23 protein-coding genes and 1 tRNA gene are annotated in these 24,467 nt (G+C 66.1%); 4 read left to right on the plus strand and 20 right to left on the minus strand.

The window, feature by feature from the left end; translation table 11 throughout:
* Positions 1-200: 200 nt before the first annotated feature.
* Positions 201-1,487, minus strand: coding sequence for a UDP-N-acetylglucosamine 1-carboxyvinyltransferase (gene murA, locus J0I99_RS13945; RefSeq protein WP_291398320.1), 1,287 nt, complete (start codon positions 1,485-1,487; stop codon positions 201-203).
* Positions 1,488-1,898: 411 nt separating this feature from the next.
* Between murA and J0I99_RS13950 the strand changes: the two genes are divergently transcribed.
* Positions 1,899-1,973 (plus strand) — tRNA-Thr (locus J0I99_RS13950).
* Positions 1,974-2,002: 29 nt separating this feature from the next.
* Here the strand turns inward: J0I99_RS13950 and J0I99_RS13955 are convergent.
* The 6 genes from J0I99_RS13955 to J0I99_RS13980 all read right to left on the minus strand — a co-directional run bounded on the left by J0I99_RS13955 (position 2,003) and on the right by J0I99_RS13980 (position 7,649).
* Positions 2,003-2,458: a hypothetical protein gene (locus tag J0I99_RS13955; protein WP_291398321.1), complete on the minus strand. Its 456-nt coding sequence runs from the start codon at positions 2,456-2,458 to the stop codon at positions 2,003-2,005.
* 115 nt (positions 2,459-2,573) lie between these two features.
* Positions 2,574-3,353 carry an SDR family oxidoreductase gene (locus tag J0I99_RS13960; RefSeq protein WP_291398322.1) on the minus strand — a complete coding sequence of 260 codons (780 nt, stop codon included), beginning with the start codon at positions 3,351-3,353 and terminating at the stop codon, positions 2,574-2,576.
* Positions 3,354-3,362: 9 nt separating this feature from the next.
* A complete protein-coding gene (locus J0I99_RS13965) occupies positions 3,363-4,568 on the minus strand; it encodes an amidohydrolase/deacetylase family metallohydrolase (protein ID WP_291398323.1) in 1,206 nt (401 codons plus the stop codon).
* Between the two features lie 67 nt (positions 4,569-4,635).
* Entirely contained in the window at positions 4,636-5,466 is an 831-nt protein-coding gene (locus J0I99_RS13970) for a carbohydrate ABC transporter permease (RefSeq protein WP_291398324.1), read from the minus strand.
* Entirely contained in the window at positions 5,463-6,338 is an 876-nt protein-coding gene (locus J0I99_RS13975; protein WP_291398325.1) for a carbohydrate ABC transporter permease, read from the minus strand. The genes J0I99_RS13970 and J0I99_RS13975 overlap by 4 nt, the downstream gene beginning before the upstream one ends.
* 69 nt (positions 6,339-6,407) lie before the next feature.
* Positions 6,408-7,649, minus strand: a complete 1,242-nt coding sequence (locus J0I99_RS13980) for a sugar ABC transporter substrate-binding protein (protein WP_291398326.1) — start codon at positions 7,647-7,649, stop codon at positions 6,408-6,410.
* Between the two features lie 182 nt (positions 7,650-7,831).
* Between J0I99_RS13980 and J0I99_RS13985 the strand changes: the two genes are divergently transcribed.
* The gene (locus J0I99_RS13985) at positions 7,832-8,917 is read left to right on the plus strand and encodes an ABC transporter ATP-binding protein (RefSeq protein WP_291398327.1); all 1,086 of its coding nucleotides are present in this window, start codon (positions 7,832-7,834) and stop codon (positions 8,915-8,917) included.
* The gene (locus J0I99_RS13990; RefSeq protein WP_291394028.1) at positions 8,917-9,834 is read left to right on the plus strand and encodes a MurR/RpiR family transcriptional regulator; all 918 of its coding nucleotides are present in this window, start codon (positions 8,917-8,919) and stop codon (positions 9,832-9,834) included. The genes J0I99_RS13985 and J0I99_RS13990 overlap by 1 nt, the downstream gene beginning before the upstream one ends.
* A 245-nt stretch (positions 9,835-10,079) precedes the next feature.
* On the opposite strand, the gene J0I99_RS13995 is transcribed toward J0I99_RS13990, so the two are convergent.
* The 13 genes from J0I99_RS13995 to J0I99_RS14055 form a co-directional block, all read right to left on the minus strand.
* The gene (locus J0I99_RS13995; RefSeq protein ID WP_291398328.1) at positions 10,080-10,814 is read right to left on the minus strand and encodes a pentapeptide repeat-containing protein; all 735 of its coding nucleotides are present in this window, start codon (positions 10,812-10,814) and stop codon (positions 10,080-10,082) included.
* Positions 10,815-10,837: 23 nt separating this feature from the next.
* Positions 10,838-11,566: a hypothetical protein gene (locus tag J0I99_RS14000; protein WP_291394032.1), complete on the minus strand. Its 729-nt coding sequence runs from the start codon at positions 11,564-11,566 to the stop codon at positions 10,838-10,840.
* 4 nt (positions 11,567-11,570) lie between these two features.
* The gene (locus J0I99_RS14005; RefSeq protein WP_291394034.1) at positions 11,571-12,125 is read right to left on the minus strand and encodes a cytochrome c; all 555 of its coding nucleotides are present in this window, start codon (positions 12,123-12,125) and stop codon (positions 11,571-11,573) included.
* A 63-nt stretch (positions 12,126-12,188) separates the two neighbouring features.
* Positions 12,189-13,895: a PQQ-binding-like beta-propeller repeat protein gene (locus J0I99_RS14010; RefSeq protein ID WP_291398329.1), complete on the minus strand. Its 1,707-nt coding sequence runs from the start codon at positions 13,893-13,895 to the stop codon at positions 12,189-12,191.
* Between the two features lie 155 nt (positions 13,896-14,050).
* A complete protein-coding gene (locus J0I99_RS14015) occupies positions 14,051-14,773 on the minus strand; it encodes an ABC transporter ATP-binding protein (RefSeq protein WP_291391088.1) in 723 nt (240 codons plus the stop codon).
* A gap of 3 nt (positions 14,774-14,776) precedes the next feature.
* Complete coding sequence (locus tag J0I99_RS14020) at positions 14,777-15,619, minus strand: ABC transporter ATP-binding protein (RefSeq protein WP_291398330.1); 843 nt, start codon at positions 15,617-15,619, stop codon at positions 14,777-14,779.
* Positions 15,616-16,515: an ABC transporter permease gene (locus tag J0I99_RS14025; protein ID WP_291392286.1), complete on the minus strand. Its 900-nt coding sequence runs from the start codon at positions 16,513-16,515 to the stop codon at positions 15,616-15,618. Before J0I99_RS14025 ends, J0I99_RS14020 begins: the two co-directional genes overlap by 4 nt.
* Positions 16,512-17,546: an ABC transporter permease gene (locus tag J0I99_RS14030; RefSeq protein ID WP_291398331.1), complete on the minus strand. Its 1,035-nt coding sequence runs from the start codon at positions 17,544-17,546 to the stop codon at positions 16,512-16,514. The genes J0I99_RS14025 and J0I99_RS14030 overlap by 4 nt, the downstream gene beginning before the upstream one ends.
* Before the next feature lie 231 nt (positions 17,547-17,777).
* Positions 17,778-19,370, minus strand: a complete 1,593-nt coding sequence (locus J0I99_RS14035) for an ABC transporter substrate-binding protein (protein WP_291392283.1) — start codon at positions 19,368-19,370, stop codon at positions 17,778-17,780.
* A 56-nt stretch (positions 19,371-19,426) separates the two neighbouring features.
* Positions 19,427-19,921 (minus strand): GAF domain-containing protein, encoded by a 495-nt coding sequence (locus J0I99_RS14040; RefSeq protein WP_291398332.1) that lies wholly within the window; start codon positions 19,919-19,921, stop codon positions 19,427-19,429.
* On the minus strand, positions 19,918-20,517 hold the full coding sequence (locus tag J0I99_RS14045; protein WP_291398333.1) for a cupin domain-containing protein: 600 nt from the start codon (positions 20,515-20,517) through the stop codon (positions 19,918-19,920). The genes J0I99_RS14040 and J0I99_RS14045 overlap by 4 nt, the downstream gene beginning before the upstream one ends.
* A 223-nt stretch (positions 20,518-20,740) precedes the next feature.
* Positions 20,741-21,706, minus strand: a complete 966-nt coding sequence (locus J0I99_RS14050; protein ID WP_291398334.1) for an NAD-dependent epimerase/dehydratase family protein — start codon at positions 21,704-21,706, stop codon at positions 20,741-20,743.
* An 89-nt stretch (positions 21,707-21,795) separates the two neighbouring features.
* Positions 21,796-22,998, minus strand: a complete 1,203-nt coding sequence (locus J0I99_RS14055; RefSeq protein WP_291392279.1) for an ROK family transcriptional regulator — start codon at positions 22,996-22,998, stop codon at positions 21,796-21,798.
* Positions 22,999-23,164: 166 nt separating this feature from the next.
* Between J0I99_RS14055 and J0I99_RS14060 the strand changes: the two genes are divergently transcribed.
* Entirely contained in the window at positions 23,165-24,442 is a 1,278-nt protein-coding gene (locus J0I99_RS14060) for an ABC transporter substrate-binding protein (RefSeq protein ID WP_291392277.1), read from the plus strand.
* The last annotated feature ends 25 nt before the right edge of the window (positions 24,443-24,467 follow it).

Below are 24,467 nucleotides of genomic sequence, written 5' to 3' on the forward strand. Positions count from 1 at the left end.
CCGCGTGCCATAGGCCCAAAACCCCGATCGGCCGGCGAGGCGTGAGCCTCATTCATTCTGCGGACTACCGCGAGGGGCAAAGGCCCCGCCGGCCCGTTCGCTTCATCCCCCGCAAAGGGGATGGCTCTTTGACAAACTCCGAAGCCGCACGGCTGTCGGACAAATCAGCACGCCCGGTGCTGGCTGGCCATCGAAGCGCGTCAGCCCGTGACGCGCTCGATCTCGGCGCCCACCGCACTCAGCTTGTCCTCGAGCCGCTCGAAGCCGCGATCGAGGTGGTAGATGCGGTTGACCACCGTCTCGCCCCTGGCGGCAAGACCGGCGATGACCAGCGACACCGAGGCACGGAGGTCGGTCGCCATCACCTGCGCGCCCTTCAACTGCCCGACGCCGGCGACCGTCGCCACCTGGCCGTCGACCTTGATGTCGGCGCCGAAGCGGGCGAGCTCGGCCACATGCATGTAGCGGTTCTCGAAGATCGTCTCGCGGATCGTCGAGGTGCCGTCGGCCATGGTCATCAGCGCCATGAACTGCGCCTGCAGGTCGGTCGGGAAGCCCGGGAAGGGCTGGGTTTCGACGTCGACGGCCTGGATGCCGTTACCGTTGCGATAGACGCGGATGCCGTCCGCCTCGGGCGTGATCCGCACGCCGGCCGCGCTGAGCGTATCCAGAGCCGCCTGCAGGTGCCTGGGGTGGGCGTTCTTCAGCAGCACGTTGCCACCTGCCATCGCCGTGGCCATGGCATAGGTGCCGGTCTCGATGCGGTCGGCAACCACTGTATGCGTCGCGCCATGCAACTCGTCCACGCCCTCGATGGTGAGGGTGCGCGTGCCGATGCCGGAAATCCTGGCGCCCATCTTCACCAGGCACTCGGCGACGTCGGTGATCTCCGGCTCCATCGCCGCGTTCTCGATCACCGTCGTGCCCCTGGCAAGCGTTGCCGCCATCATCAGCACATGCGTCGCGCCGACCGTGACCTTGGGGAACACCACGTGCCCGCCGCGCAGCCCGCCCTTGGGCGCCTTGGCGACGACATAGCCCTCGTCGATCTCGATCTCGGCGCCAAGCTCCTTGAGGCCGTAGAGGAACAGGTCCACCGGCCGCGTGCCGATGGCGCAGCCGCCCGGCAGCGACACCCGGGCCTCGTGCGCCCGCGCCAGCAGCGGCCCGATCACCCAGAAGCTCGCCCGCATGGTCGAGACCAGCTCGTAGGGCGCCGTGGTGTCGACGATCTCGGCCGCCTCGAGCGTCATGCGCTGCCCGTCGAGCGTCGCCGCGCGGCGCCCGTGCACGGCGATGTCCACGCCGTGATTCTCGAGGATCTTCTCGAGCTGGTTCACGTCCGCGAGGCGCGGCACGTTCTCGAGGATCAGCGGCTCCTTGGTGAGCAGCGAGGCGATCATCAGCGGCAGCGCCGCGTTCTTGGCGCCCGAAATCGGGATCTCGCCCACCAGTTCGTTGCCGCCGACCAGCCGAATGCGATCCATGTGTGTTTCCCGACTATGGGGGCGAGGCGCCCCGTGTCCTAGCTATCCGAGTCACGTCCCGGCTTCAACGCGGCCTGCCCGCCGTCGTCACCCGGTCGTTCCGTATCAGATTGTGGTTTACCGCCCGTTGCCGGCTGGGTCGCCGACCTGGCGCGCGCCTGTTGCTTGCGCCGCTTGAGGTTCTCACGGAGCTTTGCGGCTAATCTTTGCTCGCGCGTTTCCTGCGCCATCGGTTCAGCGGCACCCGTTCCAAGCTTGCGCCCAACCCGGCGCGGCCCCGGATCTGTGTAGCAGGGCAGGGCGCTGCCGCCTGTGTCCCTTTTGCAAGCTTTTTTACCTTGCGTGGGGCAAAACCCTGTGGCAGTAACCGCGCCACGCCGCCGGGCGCCCCCGCCCGAGCCCCAAGCGTACGCTGCAGTAGCTCAGTGGTAGAGCACTCCCTTGGTAAGGGAGAGGTCGAGAGTTCAATCCTCTCTTGCAGCACCATTCCTTCCCATCGATCTGACCGTCGTGACTCAGCCGACTGCCTTTCGGAGCAGGGCGGTGATCTGCGCTTCTTCGTCCGCGCCAAGCTTGAGGAGCGCGAACGACGTGGCCCAGATATTGCCGTCGTCGAGCCTGGCTTCCGGGTTGAAGCCGAACGTCCCGTACCGGGCCTTGAACTTGCTCGCAGCTTGGAAGAAGCACACGGCCTTGCCGTCGGCATTCGCCCAGGCAGGCATGCCGTACCAGGTCTTGGGCAACAGGGATGGCGCGTTCGCCGTCACGATTCGATGCAGCCCTTCGGCGATGGTCCGGTCGAGGCCTTCCAGCTTCTCGATTGCGGCCTTCAGGTCGGCCTCGCCGTCTGCCTTGCTGCCTTTCCGGCGTTCATTCCTCGCGGCCTGCATGGCCTCCAGTTCGACGTCGGAAAAGACCTGCTTGGTCTCGGCCTTCTTCACGGGAGCCTTGGCGGTCTTGCTGGTGGCCATCGGTCGGATCCATTGCCCAGGGGGTGTCGGCATCACTATGCCGGCACCGCCCGTGCTCTGCAATGGAAACGCCGAATCAGGCTTCTAGCGCCCCTCGCCGGGCCGGCCCGCCTCGCTAGAAGTCCTCGAGCGTCAGCTCGCGCGCCATCACGATGTTGCCGGATGTCAGGCCGCAATCCACGGGGATCGCTGCGCCGGTCACGGCGCTCGCCATGTCCGAGGCGAGGAAGGCGATGACGCGCGCCACTTCCTCCGGCTCGACGATGCGGCCCAGCGGGTACCAGCGCTCGAGCGTCTTCAGCACGTTCGGGTCCTTGGCCTTGCGCTCGTCCCAGATCGGCGTCCGCACCGTGCCTGGCAGCACGATGTTGCTGCGGATGCCGTAGCGGCCGTATTCCTGCGCGATCGCCTTGGTCATGGCGATCATGCCGGCCTTGCCGGCGCTGTAGGCCGGGTCGCCCAGCGCGCTCAGTCCGTTGACCGAACCGACATTGACGATGTTGCCCGAGCGGCGCTCGACCATTTGCGGCAGTACTGCATGCGCGCAGCTGTAGGCGCCGTTGAGGTTGGCATCCACGTCGGCCTGCCAGTCGGCCGGCGCCGTCTGCTGCAGCGTCTTGTAGCGCGAGACGCCGGCATTGTTGATCAGCACATGCACGTCGCCAAAGCCCGCGAAGGCAGCCTGGACGGCCGAGGCGTCGGTGATCTCGACCACCGCCGGCTTCACGGTGATGCCGTCCTTGCCCAGCCGGTCGACAAGGTCGTTGACCTTCTCGACCCGGTCGATGGCCGCGATTGTCGCGCCTTCGTCGCCGAAGAAGCGGCACAGCCACTGGCCGATGCCGCCGGCCGCGCCGGTGATCGCGATGGTCTTGCCGGCGAATTGTCCAGCCATGGTCTGCTCCTAGTGCGCGTGATGGCCGCCGACGAGGAAGCTTTCCTCGAACGGCCGGCGGCTGACTTCCATGCTCTTGCCGTCGAGGTACACTGCCTCCGGCTGCAGCAGGGTCGAGCCCTGGCGCTGCGTGCCCACCACGTCGGTGAACACGTAGTCGCTCTTGTACTCGCGCAGCACGGCGATATCGGCCGGTGCGCCGACGCCGAGATGACCGAGATCCGGCCGGCGGATGGCGAGCGCCGGGCGGCTGGTCGACATGCCGATCACTTCAGCCACCGACAGCCCGCAGTTGAGCAGCTTGCTCATCGTGTGCAGCAGGTCGTAGCCCGGGCCTTCGACCGCGATCACGTGCACGTCCGACGAGATCAGGTCGGGCTTGAACCCGTCCCTGAGCGCTGCCTCGGCCGTGTCGTAGCCGAAGGCGCCCATGCCGTGCGCGATGTCGAACAGCACGCCGCGCTCGCGCGCCTTCCACACCGCGTCGAGCACCTTGCCGTCCGGGCCGATCGCCGAATTCGGCTCCGGGCGGTAGCAGTGGGTGAGGATGTCGCCGGGCCGCAGCATGTCGACCACGTCCGAATAGCTCGGCGGCGGATGGCCGATATGGGTCATCAGCGGCAGGTCGACTTCATTGGCCGCCTCGAGGGCCAGTTCCAGTGCGCCGAGCCCGAGGTCGCCGGTGACGATGCCGCCGATGCGCACCTTCACCCCGATGATGCGGTCGCGGTTCTCTTCGATCTTGTCGACGCACCGGTGCACCGGCAGCATGGCCCGCGCCGTGGCCTCGCCGATCGAGACGTCCCTGTCGAAGCCGAAGATGCCGGGGAACGAGATGTTGAGGAAGGCGAGGATGCGGTAGGGCGAATGCGCCATGACGTAGTCGCGGAAGCCGTCATAGTTGCCCGCGCCGGCGCTGCCCGCGTCGATCAGCGTCGTGCACGCCGAGCGCCGGGCGATGAAGCCCGGGTCGACGCTCAGCGAAGTCGCCTTGTGGTAGACGTGGGTGTGGATGTCGATGAGCCCGGGCGCGACGATCGCGCCGCTCACGTCGCTCACCTTGGCGCCGTTGGGGTCGATCGATGCGCCGACCGCGGCGATCTTGCCGCCCTTGATCGCCACGTCGAGATGTCCGTCCACGCCGTTGCGTTCGTCGATGACGCGACCGCCCTTCAGGACGAGATCATAGCTAGGCGTGTCGCCTGCGGTTGCCATTTGAGTCTCCTCATTGTCATTGGACGTGGCCGCCGCAGCCACGAGCATTCGAACCGGTGTGCTGGTCCTATTTCACCGCCCCGAGGGCGAGGCCGCGCACCAGGTAGCGCTGCAGCCAGGCGAACACGATGGCGACCGGGATGGTCGCGGCAAAGGCCGCCGCCATCACGTGGTGCCACTCCACCGTGTAGCGGCCGGCCACCAGCGAGAACACCTGGATCGGCAGCGTATAGCTGCCCTGGTTGCGCAGCATGGTGAGCGCGATGACGAACTCGTTCCAGGCGTTGATGAACGAGAAGATCGCCGTCACGGTCATCGCCGGCAGCGCCAGGGGCAGGAACACCTTGCGCAGCGCCTGCCAGGGCGTTGCGCCCTCCATCCAGGCGGCCTCCTCGAGGTCCTTGGGGATGGTCGAGAAATAGCTCTGCAACATCCATACCGAGAAGGCGATGTTGAACGTGGCGTAGACGAACACCACGGCATTGAGGCTGTCGAGCAGCTTCAGGGCGACCAGCAGCCGGAACAGCCCGATCACCAAGACGATCGGCGAAAGCATCTGGCTGACCAGCAGGAACTGCTGCACGAAGCCCTTGCCGACGAAGCGGAAGCGGCTCAGCGCATAGGCTGCGGGAATGGATACGACGAGCGAGAGCAGCGTCGAAAGCACCGCGACATAGACCGAGTTCCACAGCGCCGCGCCGAAATTGGTCGCCTGCCACATGGTGATGAAGTTCTGCCATTGCGGCGCGCTCGGCCACCAGGTCGGCTGCAGCACTTCGGTCGCCGGCTTGATCGCGGTGATGAACATCACGGCGAACGGGAACAGCACCGCCACCACCAGGGGCGACAGCACCAGCCACGAAAAGATCGTCCGCTTCATCCTGCGCGAGAGCTTCATGCCCGTTCTCCCCGCATGGCGAGCCGTACGTAGATGATGGTGAAAAAGAGCAGCAGGGCGAACATCATCAGCGACAGCGCCGAAGCCTCGCCCAGCTTTCCGAACGAGAAGCCGAGCTTGTACAGGTATGTCACGAGGATGTCGGTCGAGTTGGCCGGCCCGCCCTGCGTCGTCACCCAGATGATCGGGAAGGAGTTGAACACGCCGATCGTGTTCATCACCACGGCGATGTTGATGAAGGGGCGGAGCAGGGGCAGGGTGATCGAGAAGAAGATCTGCCAACTGCTCGCGCCCTCGAGCCTGGCCGCCTCGTAGAGATCGTCGGGGATGGACGACAGCCCGCCGAGGAAGATGGTGGTCGTGAACGGGATCGAGACCAGGATGCCGATCGCGATCTGCATCGGGAAGGCCGTTCCGGCGGCCGCCAGCCACTGGATGTTCTGGTCGACGAGCCCGAGGCCCTTCAGCGCGGAGTTGAGCATGCCGCTCTCCCCGCTCAGTGCCCAGCGCCAGACGATCGCCGTCATGGTCAGCGATACCGCCCAGGGCAGCATGACGATGATGCGCGCGATGCCGCGACCGTGGAAATCCTCATTGAGGACCAGGGCGACGGGAACGGACAGCAAGATGGTGCCGGCGACGATGCCGAGGGTCCAGATGACGGTCCGCCAGGCCGCCGCGAGGAACTGCGGATCGCCGACCACCGCCGCGAAGTTCTCGAGCCCGGCAAAGCCCTTGAGCTGGCCGAAGCGGTTGACGTTGCTGATCGAGATCTCGCCGATCTGCGACAGCGGCCACAGGATGATGAAGGCGGCAAGCAGGAACGCAGGCGCGATCAGCACATAGGGGTTGGTGAAGATCGACCGGTTCATGCGCGCAACGGACCTTTTGCTGGGCCAGGGGGGAGTGGCCGGACCCGGGGGCCCGGCCACCAAGTTCACTTACTTGTTGGCGGCGATGATGCCGTCGATCTCCTTGGCGGCCGCATCGAGGGTCGCCTTGATCTCACCTTCGCCGAGGTAGATCTTCTGCAGCGCGTTCGAGGTCACCGAAGCGATCTCTTCCCAGCCCGGGATGACCGGAGCAAAGCGGGCGTCGGGCAGCAGCGCGGCGAACTCCTTGAGGTCCGCGTTGTCGGCGAACATCGGCATCTTCGACTCTTCGGCATTGACCGGCAGGAAGCCTTCATTGGCATCGAACTCGGCGCGCTTGTCGGTGGTGAAGATGAAGTCGAGGAACTTCCAGGCGGTGTCCTTGTTCTGGCTGTTCTCGAACATGATGATCGAGTCGGTCACGCCATAGGTGCCGCGATCGCCGTTCGGGCCGGCCGGAATGGCGGCGACGCCGTACTTGAGGTCCGGGGCTTCTTCCTTGATCTGGTTGGCCAGGAACGGCGCCGTGATCATCATGCCGACGCGACCCTGCTTGAACAGGTTCTGCACGTCTTCGCGGCTGAGCGAGGTGACGCCGGGCTCGGTGAGGCCACCGTCGATCAGGCCCTTGTAGATCTCGGCTGCCTTGTAGGCCGCCTCGCTGTCGAGGCCCGAGGTGCCGTCGGCGTCGAGGATGTTCCCGCCCTGCGACCAGAGCGCGTAATACCAGTAGACGTCGGTCTCGATTTCCTTGCCCTGAAGGCCGTAGCCGTAGACATCGCCACCGAGAGCCTTGATCTTTTCGGCGTCAGCCTTGAGCTCGTCCCAGGTAGCGGGCGGGGCGGCAATGCCGGCCTTCTCGAACAGCGCCTTGTTGTAGTAGAGCGCGCGGGCCGAGGCCGCGATCGGCAGGCCGTAGGTCTTGCCGTCCATGACCGAGGGGCTGAGGAACGTGTCGATGAAACGGCCCTTCACCTCGTCGGTGAGGTAGCTGTCGAGCGGGGCGGCAACGCCCTGCGAAACGTAGTCGATCAGCCAGCGGGTGCCGATAATGGCGAGATCGGCGTTGGCGCCACCCGAAATGTCGGTGGTTAGCTTCTGCTGCAGCACATCCCACGGCACGACTTCGATCTGGATGTCGGTCCCGGGGTTGGCCGCTTCGAACTCGCTGGCGGCCTTCTCGAAATACGGCCCGGTCTTGGAGCTGTACTCGGCGACGGTGACACGAACCGTCTGGGCATAGGCAGCGCTCGCGAGCGCAATGGCAGCCACGCTGCTTGCGGCCGCGATTTTCAACCAATGCAACGACATGATTTTTCCCTTCCTCAATGCAGGCTTTGGAGGGAGCTGGGCACGCATGCGCTCTCCCTCCGCCTGCGTGATAGGTTTTTTCATATTCTGGTATTTTTCAAGCGAAATGTGACAAACGTGTTGCTTTATTACATGGTCGCGTTAGCCTGCTGGTCGGAATACCGGACGAGGAGATGGTCGGAATGGCCGAGCTCAGCCTGCGCAATATCCAGAAGCGCTATGGCGCCACCACCGTGCTCGAGAGCGTTTCGCTCGATGTCGCAGACGGCGAGTTCATCGTGCTCGTCGGCCCCTCGGGCTGCGGAAAATCGACACTCCTGCGCATGATCGCGGGGCTCGAGGAGATCAGCGGCGGCGACCTCGATATCGGCGGGGTGCGGACCAACGAGATCCCGCCCCAGAAGCGCGACATCTCCATGGTGTTCCAGTCCTACGCGCTGTTCCCGCACATGAACGTCAGGAACAACATCACCTTCGGCCCGCGCATGCGACGCGAGCCGGCGGACGCCACCGAGCAGGCCCTCGGGCGCGCCGCCTCGATTCTCAACCTCAAGGGCTATCTCGGCCGCACGCCGGGCCAGCTCTCGGGCGGCCAGCGCCAGCGCGTCGCCATGGGGCGGTCCATCGTGCGCAACCCCAAGGTCTTCCTGTTCGACGAGCCGCTCTCCAACCTCGATGCCAAGCTGCGCGTGCAGATGCGGACCGAGATCAAGGCTCTGCACCAGAAGCTCGGCACCACCATCGTCTACGTCACCCACGACCAGATCGAGGCCATGACCATGGCTGACCGCATCGTGGTGATGAACGCGGGTCGCATCGAGCAGATCGGCACGCCGCTCGAACTGTATGACCGGCCGGCCAACCGGTTCGTCGCGAGCTTCATCGGCTCGCCGGCCATGAGTTTCATCTCCGGTACCTACCACCGTCGCGGCACGGACGCTGTCGTCGACCTGACGGGTGGCGGCACCCTGCCGGTCAATCCCGTCGATGCCCCGGACGGCACGCGCGTCGATGTCGGCATCCGACCGGAGAACTATGTGTTCGCCGACGACGGGGCGCTTCAGTTCAAGGTCGAGGTTGTCGAGCCCACCGGGCCGGAAACCCATGTCTTCGGCACGATCGCCAACGAGGAGGTGCGCTGCGTCTTCCGTATCCGCCTCGACCCCGAACCGGGCAGCATCCTCCGCCTGACCGCCGAGCGTGAGCACATCCACTTGTTCGACGCTGCCTCCGGCGTCCGCCTCGCCGAGACCGCCAGGGTTCAGTGATGGCCGGTCCCGCCGAGGCCGATGCCGGACCGCGCATCGATATCATCGCCCGGCTGAAGGCGCGCCTCGAGGGTGGCCACCGCGCCGAGGTCCAGCTCATTGAGACGATCCTGGGCGACCTGCACTTTGCCATGGCGGCACCGATCGCCGATATCGCGGCGCGCGCCGGCGTCAGCGAGCCAACCGTCACCCGTCTGGCTCGTTCCCTCGGCTTCGCGTCTACCCGCGACATGAAGGTGCACATCGCCCAGGCACTCGCGCTCGGCGGCGCCTATCTCCGGGCCTATGAGGCGAGCGTCGAAGGCCAGCACACGTCGAATCAGGTCGTCGCGACCATCTGCAGCCGCGCCCATGCCGCGCTCGATCTGATCAGCGTTGCGCTGGCCCAATCCGACCTCACCGGCCTCGGCCAGTTGATCGCCGGCTCGAGCCGCGTCGTCATCTATGGCTCCGGCGGGAACTCTTCGATGGCGGCAACCGAACTGCAGAACCGGCTGTTCCGGCTCGGCCTCAACAGCACCGCCTACGCCGATCCGCATCTGCAGTCGATGAGTGCGTCCGTCTCCGACAAGCACACCGTCATCGTCGCCTTCTCCACCTCCGGCCGCGCCCGCTCGGTCCTCGATGCGGTGGCGGTGGCGCGGCAATACGGCGCGAGCTGCATCGCCGTCACCAAGCCCGGCTCGCCGCTCGCCACGGCCGTGCAGCACGTGGTGCCCTTTGTCTTCGAGGAAGACCAGAACCTCCTCTACAAGCCATCGGCCTCGCGCTTCGCCATGCTCGCGGTTGTGGATATCCTGGCCATGGCCGCCGCCGAAGCCATCGGTCCACGCGTCCTTGAGCTGCTCCGCCGCGTACGGCAGAGCCTGAACACGTTGGAGGCCGGCGGCGGCCCGATGCAGCCGATCGGCGACTAACGCGAGCATCGCTATCGCCCCCTCGCGCATGAAGACCAGCCGTCGCCCGGCCGACCTTCGAGGCGCTTTGAGGGGCGCGACCACCTGGCCGGAACTGTGTGATGCAGCGCCCGCGTCGTCGCGCGACGCCAGAGGTCGTCCGGGATGTGCCGCGCGGGCCCATCTTCCTCCGCCCGAGCCGCATGATCAGGCCTCTGCGAGGCCCCCCGCGGCGCTCATGACCGCGGTCGAAACCTGCGACCAGCCTACTTTGTCGGAATTCGCAGCCCGACGACATTGTCGCGGATGCTGCCGTCGAGCACGATGCCCTGCGTCCAGGCCTGCTGGAACTGCGAGTTGCTGAGGTCGGCATTGGTGAGGTCGGCGTTCTCGAAGCGGGCTTGGCGGAAATCGGCATCGCGCAGCCTGGCTCCGCTGAAATCGGCCCCCGAAAAGACCGTCTCGAAGAAAGTCCCGCCTGTCAGGTCTGCGCCGCTGAACTCCACCCGTCGGAAATCGGCCTGTGGAGCATGTATGTTGGTCAGCGTTGCGCCGGTGAGAATCGCCCCGGGCAAGCGCGCCTCGGTCGCGTCGCCACCCGACCAGTCGACGCCGCTCATGTCCGCGCGCGCCAGCGTGGCGTGCTGCGTGCGTGCGTCGATCAGCCTTGCATGCGGCAACACCGCTGCGGACAGGTTGGCCCCGTAAAGCAGTGCGCCTGAAAGGTCCGCGTTGCTCAGGTCGGCGAATCGCAGGTCCGTCAGGTTGAGGTTTGCCCCCGCGAGCACGGCATGGCGGAGGTTGGCCTTCGCCAGCACGGCGCGATGCAACCGCGCTTTCGTCAGGTTGGCGCCTTCCAGGTTCGCGCCGCTCAGATCGCGATAGGTGAGGTTGGCGCGGCTGAGATCGCAGCCCGGGCAGTCGTTGCTCGTGCCGGCAAGGAACGCGGCCCTGGCGGTGCCGTCCTCGGCGAGCGGCGCCGATGCCGCCAGAAACAGCATGGCAATGACGATGAGCGCGCGCCTCATCGCTCGCTCCCCCAGCCGGCATCGAACACTTCCAGTCGGGCCGTGCTCTCGTACTGGCCCACGCGCTTCTCGCCGGTAAACGGGTCCACGGCTGCCTGGCCGGGACGATGCAGCAGTCGCACGCGCAGCTTCGCCGTCTGTCCGCCGGGCATCGTGGTCGAACAGTCCTCCTTGACGAACTGATTGCCGAGCGGGGTCTCGCCCTCGCCGAGCGGCTCGCTGCTGCAGGTCCATTGGCCGCTCTTGAACTGGGCCTTGGCAAACACGCCCATCGCGTAGGCGATGCGCCGCTCCCGCACCGTGCCGCGATCATCGGTGACCACGCGATAGCCGCGCAGGATGCCGCTATCGTCGAACAACGCCGATACGATCACCGGAAATGAGCCGAACCGCGTGCCGCCATAGCGGTCGGCCACCGGCTTCAGGTTCATGGCCAGCGCGTAGTACTCGATCTCGTCGTCATAGCGGAAAGCGATCTCGTGCAGCCCCGTCCCCGATTCCTTGGGACACCGGGCGAACTCGTCGAAGCCGGCGACGGCGATCGAGGCGGGGCCGCCATCGGTGCCGCACGCATACTCGCGAAACGGCCCCGGCTGGGCGTCGGCTCCTGCGCCCAGCACGAGGTCCTGAACGTCAGGCCGATCAAGTTCCTGGGCAGATGCCGGCGCCGCGACCGCAATCAGCGTCGCGACCCCGCCGCCTCGCAGGATCGCGGCTGCCCGCATCGGCTCAGTATCCCTGCTCGGCTGCCGTCGGCAGCTTGGCGCAGAAGGGGCGCTTGCCGTAGTAGGCCTGGCATTCTTCCTGGTTGGGCTGCTCGGGATGCCCGATCAGCTTGGCGACAATGTAGGCGGCAAGGTCCGTGGCCTCGTTCGCCGTCATGTCCTTGCCCCTGATCAGTTCCATGCCGGCAGTGTCCGCCTTGGTCATGCCGTAGCAGCGATCGTCCGAATATGCGGCTGGGTCATGATACGGCATCTGCGTCCCCGGCCGGCCACAGAGGACGACTTCCTTGATCGTTTCCGCATCGAGTTCGATGGCACGCAGGTTCGGTCCCTTGGGGTTCTCGCCGATGCGCTCGCCATTGCCGGCCCAGCCATGGCAGCCGATGCAATCCTGCCCTTTCCAGACCGCATAGCCGCGCTCGATCTGCGCCGCATCGATGGTCGGCGTCGCGTCCTGGGCGCTTGCGAGACCGGGAAAGGCAAGAAGCGGAACCGCAATGGCGCCGAACAGCGACATGCGGCGAAGCAGGGGGCCAAGCGAAGGCAGGCGGGCCGGCATGGGGGCAATCCTTGAAACTGGAGAAGAGGCGGCGACCCTTTGGCCGCCGCCCATACCTCTGGACTAGAGGGAGAAGAAGTACATCGTCGTTGCGGGCTGGAACTTCTGTGCCGCCGCGGCTTCGTCGGCGTTGGAGTTCTTGCCCGGATAGTTGTGGAACCCGAGACCCACGCCGCCGGGGCCGACAGCCAGACCGATATACTGCTTGCCGTTCACCGCGAAGGTGATCGGCGGGGCATCGATCATGGTGCCGACGTTGAAGTTCCACAGCCGCTCGAGGCTGGTATCATCGAGCGCGAAGATGTCGCCGTTGGAACTCGTGCCGATCACGATGCCGCCAGCGGTCGACAGCAGGCCGCCGCGACCGGTGGAGCTGAAGTCGGTACGCTTGGCGATCTGGCCGGTGGCGGTGTCGATCGCGACCACTGCGCCGGTCAGGTAGCCCTTCTCATCGGTGGGGCGGCTCTTGGGGTTGTACGTGCAGCCTTCCATCAGCAGGCCGTACACCAGCTTGGTGTCGTGGCTGTAGGTGGTCGGGAACATGTTCACGCCGCCTTCCCAGTACGGGCAGAACTCGAAGTCGGCCGGCATGTCCATCAGGTCGAAGTCCATGCGCGTTTCGGCCAGGTACTTCTGCACCTTCGCGGCCGGATCGTACTCGAGCGGCTTGCCGGTCTTGGGATCGATGCCCTTCGTCCAGGTCACCTTCTCGGCATACTGCGAGCCGTTGAGGTACGAGCCGTTGCTGCCGTCGACGCTATAGAAGAAGCCGTTGCGGCCGAAGTGGCCGAGCACGTTCGTATCGGTGCCGTTGATGTTGGCCTTGTACAACTGCTGGGTGCCGACTTCGTCGAAGTCCCAGCTGTCGTTCGGCGTATACTGGAAGTGCCACTTCACCTCACCGGTGTCGGCATCGATCGCCACGGTCGAGTTCGTGTACAGGTTGTCGCCCGGGCGCTTCTTCGGCTCCCAGTCGGGGTAGGGGTTGCCGATACCCCAGATCAGTTCGTTCTTTTCGGCGTCATAGGCACCGGTGACCCACGTCGCGCCGCCGCCCGTCTCGCCGCCCTCGTCGAATGAGCTGTCGAGGATGGTTTCGAACGTCCAGATGACGTCGCCATTGTCGGGGTTGCGGGCCTCGAGCCGGCCGCGCATCGGGCCGTCGCCGCCGGCAGGGCCGATGATGATCTTGTCCTTGATGGCGAGCGGTGCCATCGTGCAGTACTCGACGGGGTTCTGCTGGGTTTCGACCCGCCAGATGACCTCGCCGGTCTCCTTGTTCACCCGCAGGAAGCCGCAGTCGGGCGTGATCGAATAGATCGAGTCGCCATAGAGCGCGACGCCGCGGTTGTTCAGGATGCCGGTGGCGAGTTCGGGGCTGGTCTGCGGATCCATGATCCACTTGATGAGACCGCGGTCGCCCTTCGAGAGATCGATCGCGTAGATGCGACCCCAGCCGTCCGACATGTACATGACGCCGTCTTCGACCAGCGGGGTGCCCTGCAGCGAGCTCCAGAACGCACCGGCGCCCTTCGAGGACGGCGTCAGCGGCACCGTGAATGCCACCTTCAGGTCGCCGACATTGGCCTTGGTGATCTCGTCGAGCGGTGAATAGCGGTTGGAGTCGTAGGTGCGGTTATTGGTGAGCCAGTTGCCCGCCTCCGGATTCAACAGACGTTCGTAAGTAACGTCTGCCGCCTGGGCAATACCAAGCCCTGCCAGCAGGGCTGCCGTAGCAACACCCGCCAGAACGATGTTCTGCCGTGTCAAAATATGTCCTCCTTATAGCGGGAAGTACGCCGTCGTACTGTCCCGCCTCACCTCGCCGCGAGGTTTACAAGGGTGTACTATACTGACCTGTGGCGTCTTGTCCGCCCCATAGGAGCCTATGCGCGTCATTGGCAAACCTTGGGCGGCGCCCGAGGTCAGGCTGCGGCGATGAGGGCGCGGGTGTAGTCGTCGGCAATCTCGCGGGCGCGCAGTTGCTCGCGCGTCAGCGTCTCGACCGGCTCGGCGTTGCGCATCACCATCAGTCGCTCGCACATGTAGCTGATCACCGCCAGGTCGTGGCTGACGATCACGAAGGTGAGGCCGAGTTCTTTGCGTAAACGATTGAGAAGGTTGAGGATTTCGGCCTGGATCGAGACGTCGAGCGCCGATGTCGGCTCGTCGAGCAGCAGCAGCTTGGGGCTGAGCGCGAGGGCGCGGGCGATGGCGACGCGCTGGCGCTGGCCGCCCGACAGCTCGTGCGGGAAGCGGAACTGGAACCTCGGTCCGCCGAGCCCGACGAACTCCAGCAGCTCCGCGGTACGCTTCTCGGGGTTTGGTAACCCGTTGATTCGCATAGGTTCCGCGACCTGCTGCCCGATCACGTAGCGCGGGTGGAGCGAGGAGTAGGGGTCCTGGAACACCATCTGCACGAGGCGTGCCAGCTGCTTGCGCGGCGTCTTTCGGATGTCGAGGCCGTCGATCCTGATGGTCCCCGACCATGAGCGGTTGAGGCCCATGATCGTCCTGAGGATGGTGGATTTGCCCGATCCGGACTCGCCCACGAGGCCGAAACTCTCGCCGGACTGCACTGTAAGTCCGGTGTTTCGAACGGCGATCTTGCCCGAAAAGTCTACGCTCAGGTCATGAACTTCCAGCACGCTTTACGCCTCCGCCCAGCTGGCCTGCCGGTTCAGCACCGGCAGCGGCTCGAGTGAACCATCGATCTGGGGCAGGCACGACAGCAATCCCTGCGTGTAGGGGTGCTGCGCCTCGCTCAGTCGGCTCGCTTCGATGCTCTCCACGATCCGGCCGGCATACATGACGATGACGCGATCGCAGAAGCGCGACACCAGGTGCAGGTCATGGCTGATGAAGATCAGCCCCATGCCGCGCCGCGTCACCAGCTCATCGAGGATGCTTAGCACCTGCGTGCGGACCGTGACGTCGAGCGCCGAGGTCGGCTCGTCGGCGATCAGCAGGTCCGGCTCGCGCACCACCATCATGCCGATCATCACGCGCTGGCCCATGCCGCCCGAGAGTTCGTGCGGGTAGAGGTCGAGCACGCGCTCGGGGTCGCGGATGTGGACCGACTCGAGCACGGCGATGGCGCGCGTGCGCGCCTCGGCGGCGCCGACCTTGCGGTCGCCGATGCGGATCGCCTCGACGATCTGCTTGCCCACCGTCATCACCGGGTTCAGCGAGAACTTCGGATCCTGCAGGATCATGCCCATGCGGCCGCCGCGCAGCGAGCGGCGGAGCCGGGGGGAGGCGGACTTCAGGTCGATGCCGTCAAAGCTCATGCGATCGACGCTGACGCGGGCGTAGGGCGGCAGCACGCCGAGCAGGGCGCGGCCGGTGAGGCTCTTGCCCGAGCCGCTCTCTCCCACGATGCCGAGCTTCTCGCGGCCAAGCGTCAGGGAAACGCCGCGCACGGCGTCGTTGTAGCCGCCCTCGTCATTGCGGAAGGAGACGCGCAGGTTCTCGATTTCGACGAGGTTGCTCAATTGCGCTGCCTCAGGTGCGGGTCGAGCAGGTCGCGCAGCGCGTCGCCGAGCAGGTTGAAGCCGAGCGACACGATGAAGATGGCGGCGCCCGGAACCGTGGCGATCCACCACTGATCGAAGATGAACTTGCGACCCGTCGAGATCATCGCGCCCCACTCGGGCAGCGGCGGCTGCGCCCCGAGCCCAATGAAGCCCAGCCCGGCCGCGGTGAGGATGATGCCGGCCATGTCGAAGGTCATGCGCACGATCACCGAGCTCAGGCACATCGGGATCACGTGGAAGACGATGATGCGGAACTCGCTGGCGCCGGCAAGGCGCACCGCGTTCACATAGTCGGAGTTGCGCACCACCAGCGCCTCGGCGCGCGCCAGGCGCGCGTAGGGTGGCCAGGCGGTGAGCGTGATGGCGAGCGCGGCGTTGACGATGCCGGGCCCGAGCGCTGCGACGAAGGCCAGCGCCAGCAGGAGCTTGGGCACCGCGAGGAACACGTCGGTGATGCGCATGAACACCACGTCCACCCATCCCCCGACGGTGCCCGACACCGCACCGACGATCAGCCCGACCGGGGCCGAAGTCACGATGACCAGCGCCACGATCAGCAGCGTCAGGCGCGAGCCGTGGACGAGGCGCGAGTAGATGTCGCGGCCGAGCTCGTCTGCGCCGAGCCAGAATTCGGCGCTCGGCGCCGACAGGCGCGCCGCAAGGTTCGGCAGGTACGGATCATGCGTCGCCAGCCAGGGCGCGAATGCTGCCACGAACAGCAGCAGGATGACGATGACGAGCCCGACGACCCCCAGCGGGTTGCGCAGGAAACGGCGCGCGAAGCGCTTGAACTCGGCCCAGCGCGCGGCGCGGACGGCGCGGCGGGGATCGTCGACAAGGTCGGTGGTGCTCATCGGGAGAGCTCCCGGGAACGAGGATCAAGGAGGCGGTAAAGCACGTCGCTGAGCATGTTGAGGAAGACGAAGACGACGCCGACCAGCAACGTGCCGCCGAGGACGGCGTTCATGTCGGCGGCGAACAGCGAGGAATAGATGTAGTTGCCGATGCCAGGCCACGAGAAGATCGTCTCGACCAGCACCGAGCCTTCGAGCAGCCCGCCATAGCTGAGCGCGATCACCGTCACGAGCGGGATCGCGGCATTGCGCAGCGCATGCCCGGCCACGGCGCGGAACTCGCTCGCCCCCTTGAGGCGCGCCGTCAGCACGTACTCGCGGCTCAACTGGTCGAGCATCACCGAGCGCGTCATGCGCGAAATGTAGGCGAGGCTGTAGTAGCCGAGCAGCAGCGCCGGCAGGATCATGTGGCTGACCGCGTTCCAGAACACGTCCCAGTGTCCCTGCATGGCGCTGTCGATCAGGATCGAGCCGGTGACGTGGGTGACGATGCCGGTGAAGAACACGTCGACCTGGCCCGGTCCGGAGACCCAGCCGAGCTGGCGGTAGAAGACGAACAGGGCGACCAGCGCCAGCCAGAAGATCGGCACCGAATAGCCGATGAGGCCGACGATCCGCATCAGGTGGTCGGGCCACTTCTCATGCCAGTAGGCCGAGGCGACACCCATGGGCACGCCGAGCACGACGCCGATGAACAGTCCGAGCGTGGACAGCTCGAGCGTCGCCGGGAAATAGTCGAGCAGGTCCTGCAGCACCGGCCGCGAGGTCGAGTAGGACGTGCCGAAGTCGCCCCGGAGCAGCTTGGTCACGTACTCCCAGAACTGCATCCAGAGCGGCTTGTCGAGGCCGAGCTCGAGATAGACCCGGTCGTAGACGCTCTGGCTCGCCTTCTCGCCCACGATGGCGATGACGGGGTCGATGGGCACGACACGGCCGATGAAGAAGGTGAGCGCCGCCAGCCCCAGCAGGGTGATGGCGACCGTGATCAGCCAGGTACCGACATTGGTGAAGAGGCGCAGGGTGCGGTTCATGGCGTTGTGCTCAGTGAGGAAAACATACCCGCCACCCTGTCCCTCCCCCGCACGGGGGGAGGTGACCGGCGCTCACAAGCGATCGCTCCAGTGGCATCGGTGCTTGCTGTGAGCGTCTCCCTCCCCGTTGCGGGGAGGGACAGGAGTGGGGGTAGGTTTGTGCGCTGACGTTCGTCAAATGCCGCTCCGATGGGAACCGGAGGCCGAGGCCTCCGGTCCGACAGGTGAACCTTACTCCTTCGACACCCCGCCGTAGCGGTCGTCGGAGTAGGTGTAGCCGAGCACGAGGCCCTTCACGTTGGCGCGGGTCGCGACCTTGCGGGCGCCCTGGAACATGTAGACGAACGGCGAGGCGTCGGCCTGGGCCTTGGCGGCGTCGAAGTACATCTGCTCGCGCTTGGCCGTGTCCTGCTCCTTGACCGCGGCGAGGACCTGGTCGGACAGAGCGCCCGAGTTCCAGCCGAAGCGGTCGGCCAGGGTCGAGGACTTCTCCGGGTCGCCCGGCTTGTTGACCGTGAAGGTCTCGGCGTTGCTGTTCGGATCGGGATAATCCGGACCCCACAGGCCCATCCAGATGTCGAGGTCGTGCGAGCGGTAGCGGTCGAGCCACTGCTGGCCGTCAACGACCTGCAGGTCGAGGTTGATGCCGGCCTGGGCCAGCGTCGCCTGGATCGCCTGCGAGTACTCGGTATAGGGCGGCACGTTCCACACGACCGTGGCGAGGGTGAACGGCAGCTTCACGCCCGATTCCGCGAGTAGGGCCTTGGCCTTCTCGAGGTCGAACTTGTAGGGCTCGTAGCCCGAGTTGCCGCCGAGGAAACCCTCGGGGATCATGGTCTGGTGCACCTTCAGGGTGCCGCGACCGATGGTGTCGGCGATGCCCTTGTAGTCGACGAGATACTTGATGGCCTCGACGACCTTGGGGTTCTTGAGGTTCTCGTTTCTGAGGTTCAGGCCGAAATAGTAGATCGTCGTGTCGGTGCCCTGCTGGACCGTGATGTCCTTGTTGTTGGCAATGGCATCGAAATCGTCGGGCGAGAGCTTGTTGGCGACATCGATGTCGCCCTTCTCGAGCGCCAGGCGTTCGGTCGCCGATTCCGGCATGTGCTGGAAGAACAGCCGCTCGACGCCCGGGGCGGTGCCCCAGTAGTTCGGGTTCTTGCTCAGCAGGATCGACTGCTTGGGATCCCACTTGGTCAGCACGTACGGGCCCGAGCCGGCCGAGTTGGCAGTCTTGAGCCAGGCATTGCCGAAGTCGCCGTCGACCTCATGCTCCTTGACCAGCTTGGAGTCCACGATGCCGCCCGTATAGGACGAGAGCACGTAGAGCACGAAGCTCGGGGCGTAGGTGTCGCCGACCGTCAGCACCAGCGTGTCGTCGTCGGTCGCCTTGATGTTGTCCTTGGCGTTCTCCTTGGAGAGGCCGAGGGTCTTCAGGATGAACGAGATGCGGGTGTCCATCAGCAGCGGGCGCTGCAGCGAGAACTCGGCGTCGTAGGCCGTCACCGGATTGCCCGACGAGAACTTGGCGTCGCGGTTCATCTTGAAGGTGAAGGTCTTGCCGTCGGCCGACACTTCCCAGCTCTTGGCGAGCACGCCGACGATCTTGGTCGGGTCGTTGATGTCGAAGGTGACGAGCGGCTGGTACAGCTGCTGGCTGACCAGCACGCCGGCGACTTCCGACACTTCACCCGGATCGAGGGTGATGACGTCGTCGATCGCGTCGGCGATGACGAGGGTATTCTTGGGCGTTTCCGCGATGGCGCCGGTCGCGGTCATTACCGCGCCGAGTGCCACTGCGACGAGCGCTTTGTAAAAACGCATGGCAGTCTCCCTGGTTGAAGTCTTCGGCCGGCTTGGTGCGCCGGCTGTCTTGGTCGTCATCGCTCGCTGATCCCCGCGAAGGTGAAGGTCAGCGCAGCGATGGGTAGAAGCGCGTCGATCTGGGCCAGCGCGGCCGGCGTGAAGACGCCCGCGCTGCCGAGCAAGGCTACCACGCCTCGCGTCTCGCCCGCGATCACGATGGGGAAGCACGAGCAGGCGCCGTAGCCCATGGCGACGAGCCCGTCGGTCTCGGGAATGAACGCGGCCATGCCTTCGACGCTGTCGCCGATCACCGGCTTCTTCTCGACGAGGATGCGCCGGTTCCACGGACTGTCGTCGACGGGGTCGACATTGCCGATGGGAAAGTCCCGGGGGTTGGAGGTGCCGATCCGGTGCGTGACGGTCCTGTCGGGCGCCGTGGCGATGAACGTCGCCGTGCGGATCCCCGGCACGGCCGTGAACAGCTCGGACAGCACCGCGAACAGCGCCGACGGGCCGTCGGCCAGCGCATCCGCAAGCTTCTTCGCGATTGCCGCGTCGATCACGCTCATTCGGGGAACAACCTCATCGTACCAACCCACAACTCGATCGCCGGATCACGCCCGACATTGGTGCCCTGGTGCGGCTTGCGGCTGTCGAAGTGCAGCGTGTCGCCGGCCCTGAGCTCGTATTTGACGCCGTCGACCTCGTACAGCATTTCCCCCGACACCAGATAGACGAACTCCTCGCCTTCGTGCCGCATCACCTCGGAGGCGTGCCCGGGCGGCACGTGCGAGATGCAGGCGTTGAGCTGTGCCTCGGGGAAGCCGCGCTCGAGGAACTCGTAGAAGCGCGAGGTGCCGCCCACCTTGTAGGTCTGGCGCTGTCCGGAATGGGTGACGACGCTGTGCTTGTGCGCCGGCGAGTCGGACACGAACTGGTCGACAGTGGTCTCGAGCGCCTTGGCGAGGTTGAACAGGGAGGCGAGGGACGGGGTGGAAATGCCCCGCTCGATCTGAGAGATGAAGCCGACCGTCAGGCTCGCCTCCTCGGCCACCTGCTGCTGCGTCTTGCCGAGCACCTTGCGCCGATCCTTGAGCCGCGACCCCAGCCCGGGATCGATCGGCGCGATCGCCTCGCCCGGCTCGGAACGCTTCTCGAACTTCACTACCGGCACCTGCGCCCCCGTAATTTTAGTCACACTAAAGTAGCGGGTGGCGGAGTCAACGGATTCCATGCGGGGCAGGGGGGTGGTTTGGGGTGGCCTCGCACTCTCCTCACCCACCGGGTCATTCCCGCGAAAGCGGGAACCTCGGTTTTCGGAGTGCGCGGCCAAACGGAGATCCCCGCTTCCGCGGGGATGACACCGAGTACTGGGTTGGCGTTGTGTCCTAGCTACCCAGTTCCCACTCGATGGTGCGGCGCAGCGCCTGCTCCTCCGGCACGATCTCGCGATAGCCCAGTTCGTCGCGGATGCGCTGGGAGTCGAGCGTCAGCGGGTAGGCGAGGTCCATCGCCTCGGCCCGGTCGGCCAGCACCCCGCCTTCGCCGGGCTCGACCAGCACGATCTCGTTGTCGACCCCCATCAGGGTCAGGATCGTCCGCGCCCAGTCGGCCTGCGTGCGCACGAAGGGCTGCGCCACGTTGTAGATGCGCCCCGCCGCCTCGGGCAGGGTGGCGGCGAGCGCCAGCGCTTCGGCCGCGTCGTCGACATAGGCATAGGAGTTGAGCCAGGCGGCGCCGCGCTTGTCGAGCCTGAACGGGGCGCCCGGCCTGACGCCCCCGATGACCCAGGCGAAGCGGTGCTGCTTGTCGTCCGGCCCGAAGATCATCGGCAGCCGCAGCACCGTGGCTTCCGGCGCGCCGTGGGCGAGCGCGAATTCCTCGATCGGGATCTTGTCGTAGTTCTCGAACAGGTCGTCCTCGACCCCCTGCGGCCGGCGCGGATTGCCGCGATAGGGATAGCGCAGCATGCGCAACGGCGAGTCCTCGGTCGCCGGCTCGGGCCGCACCGCCGGGCTCTCCTTGCGCAGCAACCCGCCATAGTTGGAATAGACGTCGGTCGAGCTGACGAGCACGTAGCGGGCGCCGGCCTCGGCCGCCGCCTCGATCACCGGCTCCGAATTGCGCAGGCTGAGGGCGAAGATGTCGATGACGGCGCTGACGCCGTTGGCCTTGAGCAGTGCCGCGATCCGCGCCCCGTCCATGCGGTCGGCCTTCTCGAACCTCACCCCGTCGGCCAGCACCACCGGGCTCTGGCCGCGGGCGATGACCAGCACGTCCTCGCCGCGCTCCCGCAGTCGCCGGGCCGTGGCGCTGCCCAGAAATCCCGTGCCCGAAACGATCGCGATGGTCATTGGCGCCGACTCCTTTTTTCGAAGGCCGGAGACTGGGGGAGGGCGCCGCCAGGTTCAACCCCGGATCGCCCGGGGCGGGACAATCGGCCTCAGTGCGGCAGGTTGAGCGGCTGGCCGTGGTGACGCAACACCAGCCCGACCGCGCCCATGCAGGCGCCGTTGTCGACGAAGGCACTCGGCCTGAGCAGGGTGCGGGCGAAGTCGGGCATGTCGCGGCCCTTGACCAGGCTGAAGCGCTCGAAGCTCTCGGCCAGCGGGTCCATCAGCAGCGCCCCGGCCGAGGCCAGGCGGCCGCTCACGACCACCAGGGCCGGGTTGAACACCGAGCCGATGAGGCCCAGGCCCCGTCCGCCGGCCTCGCCCGCCTGCCGGATGAGCCGCCGGCACGTCTCGTCGCCGTCGAGCGCCAGCCGCACGACATCGGCGATGCGGAGCGCGTGCCCGACATGCCGCTCCGCCGCGGCGAGCGGTTCGCGGAAACTGGCATAGACCTCGAGGCAGCCGCGATTGCCGCAGCGGCACAGGGGACCGTCGGGATCGATCACCACATGTCCGAATTCGCCGGCGCCGCCGGCGATGCCGCGCAGCACACGGCCGCCTGACACGATCGCGCCGCCCACGCCTAGGTCGAGGGTGTAGAGGACAAAATCCTCGAAGCCCTGCGCCGCGCCCCAGGTCATTTCGGCGATGGCCGAGCAGTTGCTCTCGTTGTCGGCGAAGATCGGGGCATCGAACATCGGCCCGAACATCTCGTGCAGGTTGACGCCGGCCCAGTTCGGGATGCCGCCGCGCATGACCTCGCCGGTGATCGGACTGACGGGCCCGCCGACGGCGATGCCGACGCCCAGCAGCGCGTCGGGCGAGCGCCACTGGTTGGCATAGGCAGCGTCGATCAGCTCGCGCACCACCTCCACGCCGCGCGCCGGCGAATAGTCGGGCTCGATCACCGCCGTCGCGTCGGACAGGATCTGGTGCGACACGTCAGCGACGATCACCTGGATTTCCGATTGCCCGATCAGGATGCCGATGCAGGTGCCCGCCTCGGGGTTGAGCGTCAGCGTCGTCGCCGGGCGCCCCACGCTGCCCGCCGATTCGCTTCCGGTCTCTACCACCATGTTGGAACGCTTGAGTTCGGAGAGCGCCGTCGACACCGTCGACTTGGCCAGTCCGGTAAGCCGCGCCAGCTGCGCCGCGCTCATGCTGCCGCGCTCGCTGAGGGTACGCACGATGCGCCCGGCGGGGGTCTCCGGCGACCTGTCGGCAAGCAGGGATTTGAGTTCGATCTGGTTCACGCAGCGCTCCCCCGGGGCGCGTTGACAAGCCGAATAAGTTCACCATAGAACTAATACGACGGTGCGCAGGAGGATGAGCACCGCCACGGGAAAAGCGCAAGTGGCCACAGGGGCCGACCGTAAGAGTCGGAGTGGGGCGCGGGCGCTTCAAGGGAGAGAGACAATTATGAAGTTCACGACCAAGGTCGCGGCTGCCGCGACCACTATGCTTGCTGCCGCGCTGCTTTCGAGCACCGCGATGGCCGCCCCCAAGGTGCTGATGCTGCACCAGTGGGCGTCCGGCAACGACGCCGCCTCGATTGCCAAGCTCGGCGAGATGTTCACCGCCGCCGGCGGCACCTGGGAACAGACCGCCATTGCCGGTCACACGGCCAATACCCTCGCCAAGCTGCGCGCCGACGTCGTCGCCGGCAACGCCCCGGCCGCCGTGCAGCTGAAGGGCCCGGAAATCGCCGAGTGGAACGCCACCGGCGGCACCGCCGACATGGATGAGCTTGCCACCTCCGAAGGCTGGGACAAGGTCGTCGCCCCCGAGCTGCTGCCGGTGATGAAGCCCGATGGCAAGTGGGTCGCCGCGCCCATGAACATCCACCGCATCAACTGGATCTGGGGCAACAAGGCCGCCATGGAGGGCGTCGGCGTCACCGAGCTGCCCAAGACCTGGGCCGACTTCAACGCCGCCTGCGAGAAGGCCATTGCCGGTGGCAAGATCTGCCTCGCCCACCTCAGCGCCGACTGGACCGACGCCACCACCTTCGAAGTGGTCGTCTACGGCCAGGATCCCGAGCTGTTCAAGAAAGCCTTCGTCGACGGCGACGTCGATGCGCTGCGTTCGGACGGCATGATCAAGGCCTTCGACCAGATGCGCCTGATGGTTTCCAAGTACATGGATCCGGCCATCGCCGGCCGTGACTACGACACCGCCTCCAACATGATGGTCAACGGCGACGCGCTGTTCTTCATCATGGGCGACTGGGAACTGGGCACCATCAAGTCGGTGGGCAAGGAGCCGGGCAAGGACATCCTGTGCGGCCAGGCGCCGACCGACTGGGGCAAGCCGGGCTTCATCCTGAACTCCGACTCCGTGGTGTTCTTCAAGCAGTCCAACCCGGACTACGTCGAAGGCCAGAAGCTGCTGGCCCACCTCATCCTGTCGCCTGACTTCCAGAAGGTCTTCAACATCGCCAAGGGTTCGATCCCGGCGCGCATGGACATCGACCTGGCCGCGAGCGGCTTCAACGCCTGCCAGATCCAGAGCCAGGCCGACCTGAAGGCCTCGATCGAGGACGGCGAACTGGTCCGCTCGATGGCCCACAACATGACCGTGCTGCAAAAGTACCGCGGCGCCATGATGGACACGATCACCGAGTTCGTGAACACGCCGGAAATGTCGTCGGCCGACGCGGCCAACGCCATGGCTGACGCCGTCGAAGCCCAGATGTAAGCTTCCTTCCGAAGCGACCGGCCGC

It is taken from the genome of Devosia sp., from assembly GCF_017307495.1.
Lineage (GTDB): Bacteria > Pseudomonadota > Alphaproteobacteria > Rhizobiales > Devosiaceae > Devosia_A.

Coding starts and splice junctions, on each gene's coding strand:
- J0I99_RS13970 (WP_291398324.1), bottom strand. CDS start 5,466: ATGAAGCTCTCGCGCAGGATGAAGCGGACGATCTTTTCGTGGCTGGTG.
- J0I99_RS14030 (WP_291398331.1), bottom strand. CDS start 17,546: ATGAACCGCACCCTGCGCCTCTTCACCAATGTCGGTACCTGGCTGATC.
- J0I99_RS13975 (WP_291398325.1), bottom strand. CDS start 6,338: ATGAACCGGTCGATCTTCACCAACCCCTATGTGCTGATCGCGCCTGCG.
- J0I99_RS13980 (WP_291398326.1), bottom strand. CDS start 7,649: ATGTCGTTGCATTGGTTGAAAATCGCGGCCGCAAGCAGCGTGGCTGCC.
- J0I99_RS13960 (WP_291398322.1), bottom strand. CDS start 3,353: ATGGCTGGACAATTCGCCGGCAAGACCATCGCGATCACCGGCGCGGCC.
- J0I99_RS14005 (WP_291394034.1), bottom strand. CDS start 12,125: ATGCCGGCCCGCCTGCCTTCGCTTGGCCCCCTGCTTCGCCGCATGTCG.
- J0I99_RS14025 (WP_291392286.1), bottom strand. CDS start 16,515: ATGAGCACCACCGACCTTGTCGACGATCCCCGCCGCGCCGTCCGCGCC.
- J0I99_RS14035 (WP_291392283.1), bottom strand. CDS start 19,370: ATGCGTTTTTACAAAGCGCTCGTCGCAGTGGCACTCGGCGCGGTAATG.
- J0I99_RS13985 (WP_291398327.1), top strand. CDS start 7,832: ATGGCCGAGCTCAGCCTGCGCAATATCCAGAAGCGCTATGGCGCCACC.
- J0I99_RS14040 (WP_291398332.1), bottom strand. CDS start 19,921: ATGAGCGTGATCGACGCGGCAATCGCGAAGAAGCTTGCGGATGCGCTG.
- J0I99_RS13995 (WP_291398328.1), bottom strand. CDS start 10,814: ATGCTGTTTCTGGCGGCATCGGCGCCGCTCGCCGAGGACGGCACCGCC.
- J0I99_RS14000 (WP_291394032.1), bottom strand. CDS start 11,566: ATGCGGGCAGCCGCGATCCTGCGAGGCGGCGGGGTCGCGACGCTGATT.
- J0I99_RS13955 (WP_291398321.1), bottom strand. CDS start 2,458: ATGGCCACCAGCAAGACCGCCAAGGCTCCCGTGAAGAAGGCCGAGACC.
- murA (WP_291398320.1), bottom strand. CDS start 1,487: ATGGATCGCATTCGGCTGGTCGGCGGCAACGAACTGGTGGGCGAGATC.
- J0I99_RS14050 (WP_291398334.1), bottom strand. CDS start 21,706: ATGACCATCGCGATCGTTTCGGGCACGGGATTTCTGGGCAGCGCCACG.
- J0I99_RS13990 (WP_291394028.1), top strand. CDS start 8,917: ATGGCCGGTCCCGCCGAGGCCGATGCCGGACCGCGCATCGATATCATC.
- J0I99_RS13965 (WP_291398323.1), bottom strand. CDS start 4,568: ATGGCAACCGCAGGCGACACGCCTAGCTATGATCTCGTCCTGAAGGGC.
- J0I99_RS14060 (WP_291392277.1), top strand. CDS start 23,165: ATGAAGTTCACGACCAAGGTCGCGGCTGCCGCGACCACTATGCTTGCT.